Origin of the sequence: Ramlibacter sp. MMS24-I3-19, assembly GCF_050320135.1 — a bacterium.
In the GTDB taxonomy this organism is placed as follows: Bacteria; Pseudomonadota; Gammaproteobacteria; order Burkholderiales; family Burkholderiaceae_C; genus Ramlibacter.
The window spans coordinates 1,139,792-1,154,434 of sequence record NZ_CP190017.1 but is presented as its reverse complement, the minus strand read 5'-3'; the positions used below and the strand labels follow the sequence as shown (position 1 = coordinate 1,154,434).

Here is a 14,643-nt window from a genome sequence, read left to right as displayed (position 1 = left end):
GACCATCGCGCGGATGAGTTATTCACAGGGGATCAGGTATTATCCGGCGATTCACAAACGGCCCCTGCAGGGGCCGGTTTCGCAGAAGAAGAGGACTCACCCAATGTTCGGAGCGTTTCGTCGGTACCTCTCGACCGACCTGGCCATTGACCTGGGCACCGCCAACACGCTCATCTTCGTCAGGGACAAGGGAATCGTGCTCGACGAGCCGTCCGTGGTGGCCATCCGCCACGAAGGCGGGCCCCAGGGCAAGAAGACGATCCAGGCCGTGGGCCACGAGGCCAAGGCCATGCTGGGCAAGGTGCCGGGCAACATCGAGGCGATCCGCCCGATGAAGGACGGCGTGATCGCCGACTTCACCGTCACCGAGCAGATGCTCAAGCAGTTCATCAAGATGGTCCACCCGCGGTCCGTGATGAAGCCCAGCCCCCGCATCATCATCTGCGTGCCCTGCGGATCGACGCAGGTCGAGCGCCGCGCCATTCGCGAGTCGGCCCTCGGCGCCGGCGCCAGCGAGGTGTACCTGATCGAGGAACCCATGGCCGCGGCCATCGGCGCCGGCCTGCCTGTGGCCGAGGCCAGCGGCTCGATGGTGGTCGACATCGGCGGCGGCACCACCGAAGTGGGCGTCATCTCCCTCGGCGGCATGGTCTACAAGGGCAGCGTGCGCGTCGGCGGCGACAAGTTCGACGAGGCGATCATCAGCTACATCCGCCGCAACTACGGCATGCTGATCGGCGAGCCCACGGCCGAAGCGATCAAGAAGAACATCGGCTCGGCGTTCCCCGGCAGCGAGGTCAAGGAGATCGAGGTCAAGGGCCGCAACCTCTCCGAGGGCGTGCCGCGCTCGTTCACCATCTCGTCCAACGAGATCCTGGAAGCGCTGACCGATCCCCTGAACAACATCGTCTCGGCCGTCAAGAACGCGCTGGAGAGCACGCCACCCGAGCTGGGCGCCGACATCGCCGAGCGCGGGATGATGCTCACGGGCGGCGGCGCGCTGCTGCGCGACCTCGATCGCCTGCTGGCCGAGGAAACCGGGCTGCCGGTGCTGGTGGCCGAAGACCCGCTCACCTGCGTGGTCCGCGGCTGCGGCATCGCCCTGGAGCGCATGGAGCGCCTGGGTTCCATCTTCACCAGCGAATGACCCCCTTCCCTCCCTTCGCGGGGAGGGATAGGGTGGGGACAGCATGCCGTTAGGCACCCTCGACCGCACCCCGCCGCCCTTCTTCAAGCAGGGCCCATCGGCCTTGTCCAAGCTGATGGTGTTCAGCGCGCTCGCGCTGTTCCTGATGGTGGCCGACACGCGCTTTCGCATCACGCAGCCGCTGCGTGCGGCCGTGGCCACCGTCCTCTACCCCGTGCAGTGGGTGGCCCTGCGTCCGGTGATGGCCGTGCGCGGCGCCGGCGAATACTTCATCGCGCTGCACAGCGCGCAGCAGACCGAGGAGCAGGCGCGCACCAAGCTCGCGCAGCAGTCGCAGCGCGCCAACCAGGTCGAGCAGCTGGCCCTGGAGAACGCCCGGCTTCGCAAGTTGCTGGACCTGCGCGATCGCCTCAGCACGCCCGGCCAGGCCGCCGAGGTCCTGTACGACGCGGCGGATCCGTACACCCGCAAGGTGATCATCGACAAGGGCATGACCCAGGGCGTGCAGGAAGGCTCGCCGGTGATCGACGAGTCCGGCGTGCTGGGCCAGGTGACGCGCGTGCATCCCCTGATCAGCGAGGTGACCCTGATCACCGACCGCGACCAGGCGATCCCCGTCCTGAACACGCGCACCGGCGCACGCAGCGTGGCCTACGGCGATCCCAGCGCCGTCCATGGCGGCACGCTGGAACTGCGCTTCATGGCCAACAACGCCGACGTGCAACCGGGTGACCTGCTCACCACCAGCGGCGTGGACGGCGTCTACCCGCCCGGCCTGCCGGTGGCCAAGGTGGACAAGGTCGAACGCAAGCTGGACACGTTCGCGCGCATCGCCTGCACGCCGAAGGGGCTGGTCGACGGCGCGCGGCACGTGATGGTGCTCAAGCCGGTCTCGGCCCAGATTCCGCCGCGGCCGCCGGTCGAACGGCAGGCCCCCGTGCCCCAGCGCCGCAAGAGCGGCCCCGGAGGTGCGCCATGATCATGCGCCCGGGCCAGCAGCTGCTGCTGCCGGCCAATCCCCTCTTCATCTGGTTCAGCCTGGTCGTCGCCCTGCTGGTGAACATGCTGCCGCTGGGACGCACGCCGTGGATGCCCGACCTGCTGGCCATCACGCTGGTGTTCTGGGCCGTGCACCAGCCGCTGCGCGTGAGCATCGGCGCCGCGTTCCTGTTCGGCATCGCGATGGACGTGCACCAGGCCGCGCTGCTCGGCCAGCACGCCCTTGCCTACACGGTGCTCTGCTTCGGCGCCATCGCCATCCACCGGCGCCTGCTCTGGTTCACCGTGCCGTCGCAGGCGGTGCAGGTGCTGCCGCTGTTCGTCGTCGCGCACGCCATCGAGCTGGCCATCCGCATGGTGGCCGGCGGCATCTTTCCCGGCGTGTCGTTCCTGTTCGCGCCCGTGATCGAAGCCCTGCTCTGGCCCTTTGTCAGCGTCATCCTGCTGGCCCCGCAGCGCCGCGCACCTGATCCGGACGAGAATCGTCCGCTGTGACCGAACTCCGGAACGTCGAAGCCGATCTCTCCCGGTTCCGCGCGCGCGTGCTCGCGGCCAGCCTGGCGGTGCTCGTGCTGTTCCTCTTGCTCGGAATCCGGCTGGTCTACCTGCAGGTGTACCGCCATGCCGACCTGAACGAGCAGGCCGAGAACAACCGCACCTCGATCGTGCCCATCGTGCCGAACCGCGGCCTGATCCTGGACCGCAACGGCATCGTGCTGGCCACCAACTTCTCGGCCTACACGCTGGAGATCTCGCCCACGCGCCTCACCGACACGCTGGACCGCACCATCGACGGGCTGGCCGAGGTGATCGACATCCAGCCGCGCGACCGCCGCCGGTTCAAGAAGCTGCTCGAGGAGACCAAGGGCTTCGAGTCGCTGCCGATCCGCACCAAGCTCACCGACGAGGAAGTGGCGAAATTCACCGCGCAGCGGTACCGCTTCCCCGGCGTCGACATCAAGGCCCGCCTGTTCCGCAGCTACCCGTGGGGCGAGCTGGCCAGCCACGTGATCGGCTACATCGGCCGCATCAACCAGGCCGAGAAGGCGCAGCAGGACGACTGGTCCGACGAGGACCAGGCCAACTACCGCGGCACCGAGTACATCGGCAAGCTGGGCGTCGAGCACAGCTTCGAGCGCCAGCTGCACGGCACCACCGGCGTCGAGCAGGTGGAGACCTCGGCCGGCGGCCGCGCCGTGCGCAAGCTCGCCAGCACGCCCGCGACGCCCGGCAACACGGTGCGCCTGGGCATCGACATCAAGCTGCAGAAGCTGGTGGAGGACCTGTACGGCAACCGGCGCGGCGCGCTCGTGGCACTGGACCCCAAGACCGGCGAGGTGCTGGCGTTCGTCTCCAAGCCGACGTTCGACCCGAACCTGTTCGTCGACGGCATCGACAGCGAGAACTGGCAGGCGCTGAACGAATCGATCGACAAGCCGCTGCTCAATCGGGCGCTGCGCGGCACCTATCCGCCGGGCTCGACGTTCAAGCCGTTCATGGCGCTGGCGGCGCTGGAGACCGGCAAGCGGCGGCCCGAGCAGGCGATCCAGGACCCGGGCCACTTCTGGTTCGGCGGCCACAAGTTCCGCGACGACAAGCCCGAGGGGCACGGAACGGTCGACATGTACCGCTCGATCGTGCAGTCGTGCGACACCTACTACTACATGCTGGCCAACGACATGGGCGTGGACCTGATCCACGACCAGCTGTCGCACTACGGGTTCGGCGAGATCACCGGCATCGACATCGCCGGCGAGTCGCGCGGGCTGCTGCCGTCGACGGAGTGGAAGCGCAGGGCCAACAAGAACCGGCCCGAGAACCAGAAGTGGTTTGCCGGCGAGACGATCTCACTGGGCATCGGCCAGGGCTACAACAACTTCACCGTCCTGCAGATCGCCAACGCGATCGCGACCGTCGCCAACAACGGCGTGCGCATGAAGCCGCACCTGGTGAGCGCGATCGAGGACATCACCACGCACCAGTCGCAGCCGATCGCACCCGTCGAGGCCGATCCCCTGCGCGTGAAGCCGGAGAACCTGGCCGTCATCCGCAAGGCGCTGGTGGGCGTGAACATCGAAGGCACGGGCGCCGGCGCCTTCAGGGGCGCCGCCTACACCAGCGGCGGCAAGACCGGGACCGCGCAGGTGGTCACGATCGCGCAGGACAAGAAGTACAACGCCTCGCAGCTGGACGAGCGCCACCGCGACCACGCGCTGTACATGGCGTACGCGCCGGCCGAGGACCCGAAGATCGCGCTCGCGATGGTGGTGGAGAACGCCGGCTTCGGCGGCGCCAACTCGGCGCCGATCGCGCGCCGCGTGTTCGACTACTGGCTGCAGGGGCTGTACCCGAGCGAGGAAGACATGGCCGCCGTGCAGAAGGGCCAGGCGCAGGCGCCGGTCGGCAAGCCGCGCAATGCCGCCGACGTGGCCTGGCCGCCCGGCGGGGTGGCCGCTGCGGGTGCCGCGGCCGGGATGCCGGCGCAGGCTGCTTCGGCAGCGCCTGCGGCATCGGCGGCCCTGGCAGCGGCGAAGCCTGCGCGCGCCGCGTCGGCGCCCGTCGCCGCAGCCCGGCCCGCGTCCGCTGCCAAGGCATCGCAGCCGGCGCGCAACCAGCCCCAGCTGCGCGCCGACGCGCGCTGAGCGCTCCATCGCGGCGCCCTGCGGCGCCGACGCTTACTGGCCGCCGCCCAGCACCTGCCCGAACAGCACCCACTGCTTGCCGTCGAATTTCGACAGCTGCGCCTGGTCGACCGGCGCATGGTCGGTGGGGCTCGTGTTCAGCGTGATGCCGGGCAGCAGCAGGCCCGACTTGAAGTTCTTGATGTTCTCGGCCTGCTTGCGGATGTTCTCGCGCGAGATGTCGTTGCCGCACTGCTTGAGCACCTGCACCATCAGTTCGGCGGCGATGACGCCGTAGATGTTGCTGGCATCGGCGACGTTGCCGTCACGGTAGTACTTGCCCATGAAGCCGCGCCACTGCAGCATCGCCGGGTCGTCCTTCCACTGCGGATCGTTGGCGTCCTTGTAGTACTGCACCGTGATCAGGCCCACCGACTTGTCCAGCCCCGCCGGGGTCAGCACCGAGCCGACGGAGGCGCCGACGTTGTTGATGAAGTGCAGCGGCTTCCAGCCTGCGTCCGCCACCTTGCGGATCGATTGCGCCGCGAACTTGGGCGTCGTGATGTTGATGAAGGTGTCGGCCCCCGAGGCCTTCAGCGTGAGGATCTGCGAGTCCACCGTGGGATCGGTCACCTCGTAGGTCTGCTCCGCGACGATCATCTTGGCCTTGTCGCCGGCCAGCACGCGCTTGACGCCCGTGAGCACGTCCTTCCCGTAGTCGTCGTTCTGGTACAGGATCGCGATCTTCGCGTTGGGCTTTTCCTTGAGGATGTAGCGCGCGTAGATCTCGCCCTCGGTCTGGTAGCTCAGGTTGAAGCCGAAGGTGTACGGGTAGTTCTTGGGGTCGTTCCACTTGGTCGCGCCGGTGGCCACGAACAGGTGCGGCACCTTCTTGGCGTTGACGTACTTGTGGATCGCCGAGTTGCTGGGCGTGCCCAGCGTCTGGAACAGCGCCACCACTTCTTCCTGCTCGACCAGCTTGCGCACCTGCTCCACGGCCTTCGGCGGGCTGTAGCCGTCGTCCATGGACAGCAGGTTGATCATGCGGCCGTTGATGCCGCCCTGCTCGTTGACCATCTTGAACCAGGCCTGCTGCACCTTGCCGATGGTGCCGTAGGCCGAAGCCGGGCCGCTGTACGGCATGGTCTGCCCGAGCTTGATCTCCTTGGACTGCGCGAACGCGCCCGCGGGCAGCAGCGCGCTGCCGGCGGCGAGGCCGGCGCCGATCACGAGCGAACGGCGGGGAATGCGGGGAGACGTCATGGGGTCCATCCTTTCAGGTCACACACGAACACGGTCACACGAACATTGCACAGCGCGTCCAGGCGCTAACGACTGCCCAGCCGATGGCGCAGCAGGCGCACGAGGCCGGCCACGCCCGTGGGCATGAGGTACATGAAGGCGATCAGGAACACGCCGTAGATCGCCCACGGGGCGGCCTTGGAGATCTGGTCGGCGACGTTCGGCAGGAACTGGATGAACAGCGCGCCGTAGATCGCACCCGAGATCGAGGCCAGCCCGCCCACCACCACGCCGACCAGCAGCGTGAGCGACAGGAAGATCGAGAACGAATCCGGCGAGGCGAACTGCACCGCGATGGCCGACAGCGCGCCGGCGACGCCGGTGTACAGGGCCGAGACACCGAAGGTGAGCGACTTGTACATCGCCGTGTTCACGCCCATGGCCTTGGCGGCGGTGGGCTGGTCGCGGATGGCCACCAGCGCGCGGCCCACGCGCCCGCGCAACAGGTTCCAGCCGGCCACGAACAGCAGCACGGTCCACGCGAGGGTGAAGAAGTACAGCCACTGGTCCTGCGACAGCGGCACGCCCTCGGGCGGATCGGGCTTGATGATCACCACGCCCATCGCGCCGCCGGTCCAGTGCTCCAGCGCCTTGTGTTTGAGGATCTGCGGCATCGCCACGCCCAGCGCGAAGGTGGCCAGCGCGAGGTACAGACCTTCCAGGCGCAGTGCCGGCAGCCCGAACAGGAAGCCGGCGACGAAGCAGGCCAGCCCCGCGAGCGGAATGGTGGCCCAGTACGGCATGCCGGCCTTGTCCATCAACACCGCGGCGACGTAGGCGCCGATGGCGAAGAACGCGCCGTGGCCCAGCGAGATCTGGCCGTTGTAGCCGGTGAGCATGTTGAGCCCGAGGATCGCGATGGCATAGGCCAGGGCCAGCGTGAGCTGGAACACCCGGTAATTGCCCAGCACGAACGGCAGCGCGCAGGCGATCACCAGCAGCAGCGCCAGGCCGGCCAGCTGCATGCCGCTGAGCTTGGTGCGCGGCTTGGACGGCGGCTGCGCCAGCGCGGCCGCTGCGGCGGTGGTGGAAGTCGTCGTTGTCGTCGTCATACGCGCGCCACGTGCACCTTGCCGAACAGGCCCGAGGGCCGCACCACCAGCACCGCGACGATGATCACCAGCGCCACGGTGAGCTTGAGCTCCGTGCCCAGCACCATGCCCACCAGGTTCTCCAGCACGCCGACCAGGAACCCGCCGAGCACCGCGCCGCCGGGGCTGTCGATGCCGCCCAGCAGCGCGCCCGCGAACGCATACAGCAGGATGCCGCCCATCATGTTCGGCTCGAGGAAGACGATGGGCGCCACCATCATTCCGGCGACGGCGCCGATCGCCGAGGCAAGGCCCCAGCCCAGGGCCAGCATCCAGCCCACGCGCACGCCCACGAGACGGCTCGATGCCGGGTTCTGCGCGGCGGCGCGCATCGCCAGCCCGAGCGGCGTGAAGCGGAAGAACACGAACACCAGCAGCAGCACCAGCAGCGTGACGCAGATGGAGCCGAGCTCGTGCCCCGAGAGCAGGCCGCCGGCCACGAGGTCGGACGGGAACGGGCTCGGGAACGGCTTGATGGTGTAGCTGTAGATCCAGCCCGCGAGGCTGTTGAGGATCACGAGCAGGCCGATGAAGACGATGACCACCGACAGCACCGAGCCGTTCTCCACCGGCCTCACGACCACGCGCTCGATCACCAGCCCGGCGACGAAGGCGATCGCCACCGTGAGGAAGAACGCACCCCAGTACGGCAGGCCGGCCTGCATCAGCGTCCACGACAGGTAGGTGGAGAACATCGCCATCTCGCCCTGCGCGAAGTTCACCAGGTGCGTGGCCTGGTAGATCATCACCAGGGCCAGCGCCACGCTGGCATAGATGCCGCCGGTGGCGAGGCCCGAGAGCACCTGGTGCAGCAACAGGTCCACGGCGTCGGCCTCCTCAGTAGCCCAGGTACGAGCGGCGCACCGACTCGTCGCTGCGGATGTCCTCGGCGCTGCCGGAGATGACCACGCGGCCGGTCTCCAGCAGGTAGGCGTGGTCGGCCAGCTTGAGCGCTAGTGCCGCGTTCTGCTCGACCAGCAGCATGCTGGTGCCTTCGCTGCGGTTGATCTCGCCGAAGATCTCGAACATCTCCTGCACGATGCGTGGCGCGAGCCCGAACGACGGCTCGTCCAGCAGCAGCAGTCGCGGGCGCAGCATCAGCGCGCGCGAGACGGCCAGCATCTGCTGCTCGCCGCCCGAGAGCGTGCCGGCCTGCTGGCGGATGCGCTCGCGCAGGCGGGGGAACCAGCCGAACACGCGCTCGCGGTCGGCCTGCACCTGGTCGCGATCGCGGCGGGTGTACGCACCGAGCCGCAGGTTCTCGTCGACGGTGAGGTTCATGAAGGTGCCGCGGCCGTCGGGCACGTGGGCCACACCGAGCCGCACGATGGCCTCGGTCGCCTTGCCGTCGATGCGCTCGCCAGCCAGCGCCATCTCGCCCTGCGTGCGCACCATGCCGCACACCGCCCGCAGCGTGGTCGTCTTGCCGGCGCCATTCGCGCCCAGGATGGTGGTGATGCCACCCTGGCGCACGTCGAAGTCCATGCCGTGCAGCACTCGCGTCGGGCCGTACTGCGCGTGCAGCCCGCGCACCTGGAGCAAGGGACTTGTCATGCCTCGACTCCGAGATAGGCGCGAACCACGTCCGGATGCGCCTGCACCTGCGCGGGCGTGCCGTCGGCGATCTTGCGGCCGAAGTCCAGCGCGATCACCTGGTCGGACACGCGCATCACCAGGTTCATGTGGTGCTCCACCAGCAGGATCGTGAGCCGCAGTTCGCGCTGGATGCGCCGCAGCAGTTCGCGCAGGCCGTCCACTTCCTCGTGATTGAGCCCGCCCGCCGGTTCGTCCAGCAGCAGCAGCCGCGGCTGGCTCATGAGCGCGCGCGCGAACTCGACGCGCTTGGCGGTGCCGAAGGGCAGGTCGCTCACCGGCCGATGCGCGACCTCGCGCAAGTCGAGCAGTTCGATCATGGCCTGCGCCTGCTCGGCCAGGCGCCCTTCCTCGCGCCGCACGTGCGGCAGCCGCAAGGCGTTGGACAGGAAGCCGCCGCTGCTGCGGCAGTGACCGCCGAGCATCACGTTGTCGCGCACGCTCATCGTGCGGAACAGCGCCAGGTTCTGGAAGGTGCGGCCGATGCCCAGCGCGGCGATGCGGTGCGCCGCGTGCGACTGCAGCGGCACGCCGTCGAACCAGATGCTGCCCTCGCTGGGCACGTACAGTCGCGACAGGCAATTGAACAGCGTGGTCTTTCCGGCGCCGTTGGGCCCGATCAGCCCGGCGATGGCGCCGGGCGCGACGGCGAACGAAACGTTGTCCAGCGCCGTGATGCCGCCGAAACGGACCGTGATGCCGCGCACCTCGAGCAGGGGTTGGCTGGGGTCGGGCGGCATCGATGAGGACGGGTGCGGCAGACGTCGTTCCTTTGGACCGCCTTTATCGCAGCGCGGTGCCCGCGCTGGCGTCGGGACAAACCCGGCGACCGTCGCCTGCGCGACGAGCCGCGCGTGCTCAGCGCATGTTGCTGAGCAACCAGCGCGTGACGGCCGCGGGCATGCAGTCGACGCGCGTGGGCCAGCGGCCGGCAGGGAAGCCGACGTGGCCGCCCTGCGCGGGCTGCCACAGCGTGACGCGGTCGCCGACCTCGCGCGGCCCGGGCAGGCTGGAGGCGGGCACGAACGGATCGTTGCGCGCGTTGAGCACCAGGGCCGGGATGCGGATGCTGGCCAGGTGCGGCTTGGCCGAGGCACGCGCCCAGTAGTCCTCGGTGTCGCGAAAGCCGTGCAGCGGCGCGGTGAAGACGTTGTCGAACTCGTAGAGGTCACGCGCGGCGAGCAGCGCATCGCGATCGAACAGTCCCGGGTGCTGCGCGAGCTTGCGCAACGCCTTGGGCCGCATGGTGCGCAGGAACATCGTGGTGTACACGAGCCGGTTGAAGCCGCGCCCGATGGCCGCGCCACCGGCGGCGAGGTCGATCGGCGAACACACGGCGGCGGCCGCATCGCACACGCGTGCAGCCGCATCGCCCATCTCGCCGGCCCACCGCATCAGCGCATTGCCACCGAGCGAGACACCGACGGCAAGCACGCGACCCGCGAAACGCTGGCGCAGCCGCGCGAGGATCCACTGCACCTCTTCGTGGTCGCCCGAGTGGTAGGCGCGAGGCCCGTGGTTCAACTCGCCGCTGCAGCCGCGAAAGTGCGGCACGACGTACGCGATGCCATGCCGGCGCGCGACCTGTGCGAACGCCTGCGCATAGTGGCTGCGCGACGATCCCTCCAGTCCATGGAACAGCACGAGCAGCGTGTCGGGCGGCGTCGCCGTGCCCTGCAGCCAGTCGAGGTCGATGAAGTCGCCGTCGGGCGTGGTCCAGCGCTCGCGCGTGAACTGCGGCGGCGGGCCGTCGCCGGTGCGCCCATACAGCGCCGGCCAGATCGTCTGCAGATTGCCGCCGGGCAGCCACCAGGGCGCCGCGTAGTCGAAGGCCGCGGACTGCTGCGGCGCGAGCATCAGTGGAGCACGGAAGGCGTGTCCGACACTTCCTGGATCTCGCTCGGCGTGCCGGGACTCGCATGGTGTGCGACGAGGCGCCAGCCCTGCGGCGTCTTGTGCCAGATGTTGGTGGCGATCACCCAGGCGATGCGCGGTCCCTGCGGCGAGAGCACCTCGACGCGCTCGAGCAGGTTGTGCACGCAGCTGCCCACCGATTCCACCTTGCGCACGCGCTCGGGCCAGGCACGGATGCTGCCGTTGGCGAACATGGCTTCGAAGGTGGCGCGGATGGCGATGGGCCCCACCACGCGCGGTCCGCCCGGATGGATGCAGACGATCTCGTCCTCGTCGGCCCAGCAGGCCATCAGCTTCTCGAGGTCGGCGTTCTGCAGGGCGTCGTAGAACGCCGCCTCGACCTCGTCGGCATTGCCCTCGAGATTGGCGGCCTGGAGTTTGGACTTGCGCATGGCCTCCAATCTACCCGGATTCACGCGCGAGCCAGGCGCGCACCGCTGCGCGCACGTCCCCTTGCGCGGCGGTCCAGACCAGCTCGCTCGCGGCGACGTGGATGCCCGGTGGCGCGAGCTGCAGGGCGGCCGACACGAATTCCGCGATCTTGGGCGAGCGCACCGGCTGCTCGCGCGCGGGCACCATGAACCGCGTGATGGAGAGCATCCAGCGCGCCAGCGCCGACCCCCAGCCGCGCACGCCATCGCCTCGCGGCTTCTGCGCCGAGCGCACGATCAGCAGGCGTTCGAAGCCAAGCGAAGCTACGGCATGCTCATCGAGATTGGCGAGGCCGCGCTTGAGCGACTCGGGCAGCCGGCCCTGCGCATGCGGCAGCACGATGGCCAGCGTGCGCACGCCGCTGCGTCGCATCCATTGCGCCAGCGCGGGCAGCTGCTGCGGCGTGGGCGTCCACAGCGCGCGCTCGCGCCCGTAGAACAGGCGCGGCGGGTCGAAGAGCACGACGCCGGTGTCCGCGGCGCCGGGCGGCCACGCCTGCGGATCGTCGGAGGGGACCAGCGTCGCGCCCACGCCGCGCAAGCCGGCGGTGATGGGCTCGCGCGCCAGCACCTGCGTGGCGGCGTACTGCTGCAGCCCCACCAGCCGCCGCAGCACCTCGTTGCCGAGGGCACCGGTGGCCCCGGCGATCACCAGGCGTGCACGCGAGCCCATCGGCGCCCGCGCGCTGCGCGCTGCGGCCTGGAGGGCTTGAAACGATGCATCGCGCATGCCATCTATGCTACCGTCCTGCCCCTTCTCGAGGAGATCCCATGAAGCGCTGGTTCGTTGTCCTGGCTGCAGTCCTTGCGTTGTCCGGTTGCGGCTACAACGACTTCCAGCGTCTCGACGAGCAGACGCGCTCCGCGTGGGCCGAAGTGCTCAACCAGTACCAGCGCCGCGCGGACCTGGTGCCCAACCTCGTGGCCACGGTGAAGGGCGAAGCCAACTTCGAGCAGGAGACGCTCACGCGCGTGGTGGAGGCCCGCGCCAAGGCCACGTCCATGCAGGTCACGCCCGACGTGCTGAACAATCCCGAGGCGTTCCAGAAATTCCAGCAGGCCCAGGGCGAGCTCTCGAGCGCGCTCAGCCGCCTGATGGTGGTCAGCGAGCGCTATCCCGACCTGAAGGCCAACCAGGGCTTCCGCGACCTGCGCGTGCAGCTCGAAGGCACCGAGAACCGCATCACCGTCGCGCGCAACCGGTACATCCAGGCCGTGCAGCAGTACAACGTGCTCGCACGCAGCTTCCCGACCAACGTCACCGCGAAGATCTTCGGCTACGAGCCCAAGCCCAGCTTCACCGTGCAGAACGAGCAGCAGATCTCGACACCGCCGCAGGTGGACTTCGGCGGGCAGAAGAAGTGAGTTGCGCTGTCGTGGCGGGCTTGACCTGCCATCCAGTCCCGCACGCATGCCAGTGCCGCATCTGGATGCCGGCTCAAGTCCGGCATGACATCCCGTGTTGAGATTGCTGCTGGCGCTGTGGTTCGTCCTGGCGGCGCCCTTGGTCTGCGCGCAGGACGTGCTGCCGGTGCCCGCGCTCACCGCACGCGTCATCGACCAGACCGGCACGCTCGACGACATCCAGCGCACCGGCCTCGAGCAGAAGCTGGCCGATTTCGAGCGCTCCAAGGGCACGCAGATCGTGGTGCTGCTGGTGCCCAGCACGCAGCCCGAGGACATCGCCAGCTATGCCAATCGCGTGGCCAACACGTGGAAGATCGGCCGCAAGCAGGTGGGCGACGGCGTGCTGATCATCGTGGCGAAGAACGACCGCAAGGTCCGCATCGAAGTGGCCAAGACGCTGGAAGGCGCCATTCCTGACCTGGCCGCGCGCCAGATCATCGACGACGCGATCACGCCTCGCTTTCGCGCCAGCGACTTCGCCGGCGGCCTGCAGGCGGCAGTCGACCAGCTGGTCGCGCGCATCAACGGCGAGGCGCTCCCCGCGCCGGCGCCGCAGCGCGACTGGCACGCGGGCGATGCGCGGGGCACCCAGGGCTTCGATTGGTTCGACCTTGCGATCTTCCTGTTCTTCGCCGTCCCCATCGGGGGCGCCGTCCTCCGTCGCATGTTCGGCCGCCCGCTCGGCACGCTGCTCACGGGCGGCGGCGTCGGGGTGCTCGCCTTCCTCGTCACCACCAGCGTGGCCATCGCAGTGGTCGCCGGCGTGGTCGCCCTGTTCTTCTCGCTGTTCTCGGGCCTGGGCGGCGGCATGCGTCGCAGCGGCTGGGGCGGTGGCCCCTTCATCGGCGGCTGGGGTGGCGGCGGTGGTTGGGGCGGCGGCAGCAGCGGCGGCGGGGGTGGCGGCTTCAGGTCCGGCGGGGGCGGTGATTTCGGCGGCGGTGGCGCTTCGGGAGACTGGTGATGCTGGCCAAGATGAAGCGCATCCTGCACCACCGCCTGCTCGACGAGGCCGACACGCGCAAGGCGCTTCCACCCGCGCTGGTGCAACGGCTGACGGAGCGGGTCGCGGCCAGCGAGCGTCGGCACACAGGCGAGATCCGCATCTGCGTGGAGGCCTCTCTGCCCACCAGCTACCTGCTGCGCGATGCCACGCCGCGGCAGCGCGCGATCACGATGTTCGGGAAGCTGCGCGTGTGGGACACCGAGCAGAACAACGGCGTGCTGGTCTACCTGCTGCTCGCGGAGCGCGCCATCGAGATCGTTGCCGACCGGGGACTCGCGCGACGCGTCGACCCGGGCGAGTGGAAGCGCATCGTGCAGCGCATGGGCACGTCGTTCCGCGACGGCCGCTACGAGGACGGGCTCACGCAGGCACTGGAGGAGGTGTCGGCGCTGCTCGTCGAGCACTTCCCCGCCACGCCCGGCGAGGTTCGTCCCAACGAACTGCCCGACGAGCCGGTGCTTGGCTGAGCGCGCTCAGCGCTCGCCGGACTTGATCTCCCCGCCGCGGTTCTCGCGCGCGGTTTCCTTCAGGCGCTCCTTGCGGGCCTTGGCGCGCTCGCTCTTGGTGTACTTGCGGTCGTCGGAAGCTGCGGCTGCGCCGCTGGCCTCGCCGCCCGGGGCGAGTTCGCCAGCCCGGTTCTCGCGCGCCGATTCCTTCAGGCGCTCCTTGCGCGCCTTGGCCCGTTCGTCGCGGGTGGCCGACCTGGCTTTGCCGGAACCGGTGGCACCGGTGGAATCGGCCTCGCCGCTGGCGGCAAGTGCAGGGCCCGCGGCCAGCACGGCCGCAAGGGTAGCGATGATCGGCAGTGAGATTCGCATGTCCGTTCTCCGTGGTTTGGAGCCGCCAGGCGGCGGCGCTCCGGCATGAACACTGTGCTTAGTTTGCAGCGAGCATGACTTGACCTTCGTCAACTGACGCGCCCGCGGGCTCCGCGGGCGGAGCGCCCCACCGCGTCCACATGCGAACGCTCTGCTCGGCGTCGGCGTCGGCGTCGGCGTCGGCGTCGGCGTCGGCGTCGGCGTCGGCGTGGAAATTGTCGACGTTGCGGTCCGGCACGAAGCAGCCCACCTTGAATGGCGTGAACACAAAAAAGTCGGGCGCCCGAAAGGCGCCCTTACGCTGCTTGGAAATCGCG

17 protein-coding genes are annotated in these 14,643 nt (G+C 69.2%); 7 read left to right on the top strand and 10 right to left on the bottom strand.

Annotated features, from left to right (window positions below):
- Nucleotides 1-103 precede the first annotated feature (103 nt).
- Genes ACPWT1_RS05725 through mrdA form a run of 4 tightly spaced genes read left to right on the top strand, consistent with a single transcriptional unit; the run spans nucleotide 104 to nucleotide 4,788 of the window.
- Nucleotides 104-1,147 (top strand): rod shape-determining protein, encoded by a 1,044-nt coding sequence (locus tag ACPWT1_RS05725; RefSeq protein ID WP_427914430.1) that lies wholly within the window; start codon nucleotides 104-106, stop codon nucleotides 1,145-1,147.
- Nucleotides 1,148-1,190: 43 nt separating this feature from the next.
- The gene (gene mreC, locus ACPWT1_RS05720) at nucleotides 1,191-2,126 is read left to right on the top strand and encodes a rod shape-determining protein MreC (RefSeq protein ID WP_427914429.1); all 936 of its coding nucleotides are present in this window, start codon (nucleotides 1,191-1,193) and stop codon (nucleotides 2,124-2,126) included.
- Nucleotides 2,123-2,641: a rod shape-determining protein MreD gene (mreD, locus tag ACPWT1_RS05715; RefSeq protein ID WP_427914428.1), complete on the top strand. Its 519-nt coding sequence runs from the start codon at nucleotides 2,123-2,125 to the stop codon at nucleotides 2,639-2,641. The genes mreC and mreD overlap by 4 nt, the downstream gene beginning before the upstream one ends.
- Nucleotides 2,638-4,788: a penicillin-binding protein 2 gene (gene mrdA / locus ACPWT1_RS05710; protein ID WP_427914427.1), complete on the top strand. Its 2,151-nt coding sequence runs from the start codon at nucleotides 2,638-2,640 to the stop codon at nucleotides 4,786-4,788. The genes mreD and mrdA overlap by 4 nt, the downstream gene beginning before the upstream one ends.
- Before the next feature lie 33 nt (nucleotides 4,789-4,821).
- On the opposite strand, the gene ACPWT1_RS05705 is transcribed toward mrdA, so the two are convergent.
- The 8 genes from ACPWT1_RS05705 to ACPWT1_RS05670 form a co-directional block, all read right to left on the bottom strand.
- Nucleotides 4,822-6,030, bottom strand: a complete 1,209-nt coding sequence (locus ACPWT1_RS05705) for an ABC transporter substrate-binding protein (protein WP_427914426.1) — start codon at nucleotides 6,028-6,030, stop codon at nucleotides 4,822-4,824.
- Between the two features lie 65 nt (nucleotides 6,031-6,095).
- The gene (locus tag ACPWT1_RS05700) at nucleotides 6,096-7,121 is read right to left on the bottom strand and encodes a branched-chain amino acid ABC transporter permease (RefSeq protein WP_427914425.1); all 1,026 of its coding nucleotides are present in this window, start codon (nucleotides 7,119-7,121) and stop codon (nucleotides 6,096-6,098) included.
- The gene (locus ACPWT1_RS05695) at nucleotides 7,118-7,984 is read right to left on the bottom strand and encodes a branched-chain amino acid ABC transporter permease (RefSeq protein ID WP_427914424.1); all 867 of its coding nucleotides are present in this window, start codon (nucleotides 7,982-7,984) and stop codon (nucleotides 7,118-7,120) included. The genes ACPWT1_RS05700 and ACPWT1_RS05695 overlap by 4 nt, the downstream gene beginning before the upstream one ends.
- A 13-nt stretch (nucleotides 7,985-7,997) precedes the next feature.
- A complete protein-coding gene (locus tag ACPWT1_RS05690) occupies nucleotides 7,998-8,714 on the bottom strand; it encodes an ABC transporter ATP-binding protein (protein ID WP_427914423.1) in 717 nt (238 codons plus the stop codon).
- On the bottom strand, nucleotides 8,711-9,493 hold the full coding sequence (locus ACPWT1_RS05685; protein ID WP_427914422.1) for an ABC transporter ATP-binding protein: 783 nt from the start codon (nucleotides 9,491-9,493) through the stop codon (nucleotides 8,711-8,713). Before ACPWT1_RS05685 ends, ACPWT1_RS05690 begins: the two co-directional genes overlap by 4 nt.
- Before the next feature lie 118 nt (nucleotides 9,494-9,611).
- The gene (locus ACPWT1_RS05680) at nucleotides 9,612-10,610 is read right to left on the bottom strand and encodes a YheT family hydrolase (RefSeq protein WP_427914421.1); all 999 of its coding nucleotides are present in this window, start codon (nucleotides 10,608-10,610) and stop codon (nucleotides 9,612-9,614) included.
- Nucleotides 10,610-11,059 carry a YybH family protein gene (locus ACPWT1_RS05675; RefSeq protein WP_427914420.1) on the bottom strand — a complete coding sequence of 150 codons (450 nt, stop codon included), beginning with the start codon at nucleotides 11,057-11,059 and terminating at the stop codon, nucleotides 10,610-10,612. The genes ACPWT1_RS05680 and ACPWT1_RS05675 overlap by 1 nt, the downstream gene beginning before the upstream one ends.
- Nucleotides 11,060-11,069: 10 nt before the next feature.
- The gene (locus ACPWT1_RS05670) at nucleotides 11,070-11,828 is read right to left on the bottom strand and encodes a hypothetical protein (protein WP_427914419.1); all 759 of its coding nucleotides are present in this window, start codon (nucleotides 11,826-11,828) and stop codon (nucleotides 11,070-11,072) included.
- Nucleotides 11,829-11,869: 41 nt separating this feature from the next.
- Here ACPWT1_RS05670 and ACPWT1_RS05665 point away from each other — a divergent pair, with 41 nt between their 5' ends.
- From ACPWT1_RS05665 to ACPWT1_RS05655, 3 genes are all read left to right on the top strand, one after another.
- The gene (locus ACPWT1_RS05665; RefSeq protein WP_427914418.1) at nucleotides 11,870-12,463 is read left to right on the top strand and encodes a LemA family protein; all 594 of its coding nucleotides are present in this window, start codon (nucleotides 11,870-11,872) and stop codon (nucleotides 12,461-12,463) included.
- 94 nt (nucleotides 12,464-12,557) lie between these two features.
- Nucleotides 12,558-13,466 carry a TPM domain-containing protein gene (locus tag ACPWT1_RS05660; RefSeq protein WP_427914417.1) on the top strand — a complete coding sequence of 303 codons (909 nt, stop codon included), beginning with the start codon at nucleotides 12,558-12,560 and terminating at the stop codon, nucleotides 13,464-13,466.
- Nucleotides 13,466-13,975 carry a TPM domain-containing protein gene (locus ACPWT1_RS05655; protein ID WP_427914416.1) on the top strand — a complete coding sequence of 170 codons (510 nt, stop codon included), beginning with the start codon at nucleotides 13,466-13,468 and terminating at the stop codon, nucleotides 13,973-13,975. The genes ACPWT1_RS05660 and ACPWT1_RS05655 overlap by 1 nt, the downstream gene beginning before the upstream one ends.
- A gap of 6 nt (nucleotides 13,976-13,981) precedes the next feature.
- Here ACPWT1_RS05655 and ACPWT1_RS05650 read toward each other — a convergent pair whose 3' ends face one another.
- On the bottom strand, nucleotides 13,982-14,326 hold the full coding sequence (locus ACPWT1_RS05650; protein ID WP_427914415.1) for a hypothetical protein: 345 nt from the start codon (nucleotides 14,324-14,326) through the stop codon (nucleotides 13,982-13,984).
- 58 nt (nucleotides 14,327-14,384) lie between these two features.
- Nucleotides 14,385-14,564 carry a hypothetical protein gene (locus ACPWT1_RS05645; protein WP_427914414.1) on the bottom strand — a complete coding sequence of 60 codons (180 nt, stop codon included), beginning with the start codon at nucleotides 14,562-14,564 and terminating at the stop codon, nucleotides 14,385-14,387.
- Nucleotides 14,565-14,643 lie beyond the last annotated feature (79 nt).

Bases quoted from the DNA above. Each gene is read 5' to 3' on its own strand.
- ACPWT1_RS05665 (WP_427914418.1), top strand. From the start codon at position 11,870: ATGAAGCGCTGGTTCGTTGTCCTGGCTGCAGTCCTTGCGTTGTCCGGT.
- ACPWT1_RS05690 (WP_427914423.1), bottom strand. From the start codon at position 8,714: ATGACAAGTCCCTTGCTCCAGGTGCGCGGGCTGCACGCGCAGTACGGC.
- mreC (WP_427914429.1), top strand. From the start codon at position 1,191: ATGCCGTTAGGCACCCTCGACCGCACCCCGCCGCCCTTCTTCAAGCAG.
- ACPWT1_RS05675 (WP_427914420.1), bottom strand. From the start codon at position 11,059: ATGCGCAAGTCCAAACTCCAGGCCGCCAATCTCGAGGGCAATGCCGAC.
- ACPWT1_RS05705 (WP_427914426.1), bottom strand. From the start codon at position 6,030: ATGACGTCTCCCCGCATTCCCCGCCGTTCGCTCGTGATCGGCGCCGGC.
- ACPWT1_RS05685 (WP_427914422.1), bottom strand. From the start codon at position 9,493: ATGCCGCCCGACCCCAGCCAACCCCTGCTCGAGGTGCGCGGCATCACG.
- ACPWT1_RS05655 (WP_427914416.1), top strand. From the start codon at position 13,466: ATGCTGGCCAAGATGAAGCGCATCCTGCACCACCGCCTGCTCGACGAG.
- mreD (WP_427914428.1), top strand. From the start codon at position 2,123: ATGATCATGCGCCCGGGCCAGCAGCTGCTGCTGCCGGCCAATCCCCTC.
- ACPWT1_RS05650 (WP_427914415.1), bottom strand. From the start codon at position 14,326: ATGCGAATCTCACTGCCGATCATCGCTACCCTTGCGGCCGTGCTGGCC.
- ACPWT1_RS05700 (WP_427914425.1), bottom strand. From the start codon at position 7,121: ATGACGACGACAACGACGACTTCCACCACCGCCGCAGCGGCCGCGCTG.
- ACPWT1_RS05670 (WP_427914419.1), bottom strand. From the start codon at position 11,828: ATGCGCGATGCATCGTTTCAAGCCCTCCAGGCCGCAGCGCGCAGCGCG.
- ACPWT1_RS05680 (WP_427914421.1), bottom strand. From the start codon at position 10,610: ATGCTCGCGCCGCAGCAGTCCGCGGCCTTCGACTACGCGGCGCCCTGG.
- ACPWT1_RS05725 (WP_427914430.1), top strand. From the start codon at position 104: ATGTTCGGAGCGTTTCGTCGGTACCTCTCGACCGACCTGGCCATTGAC.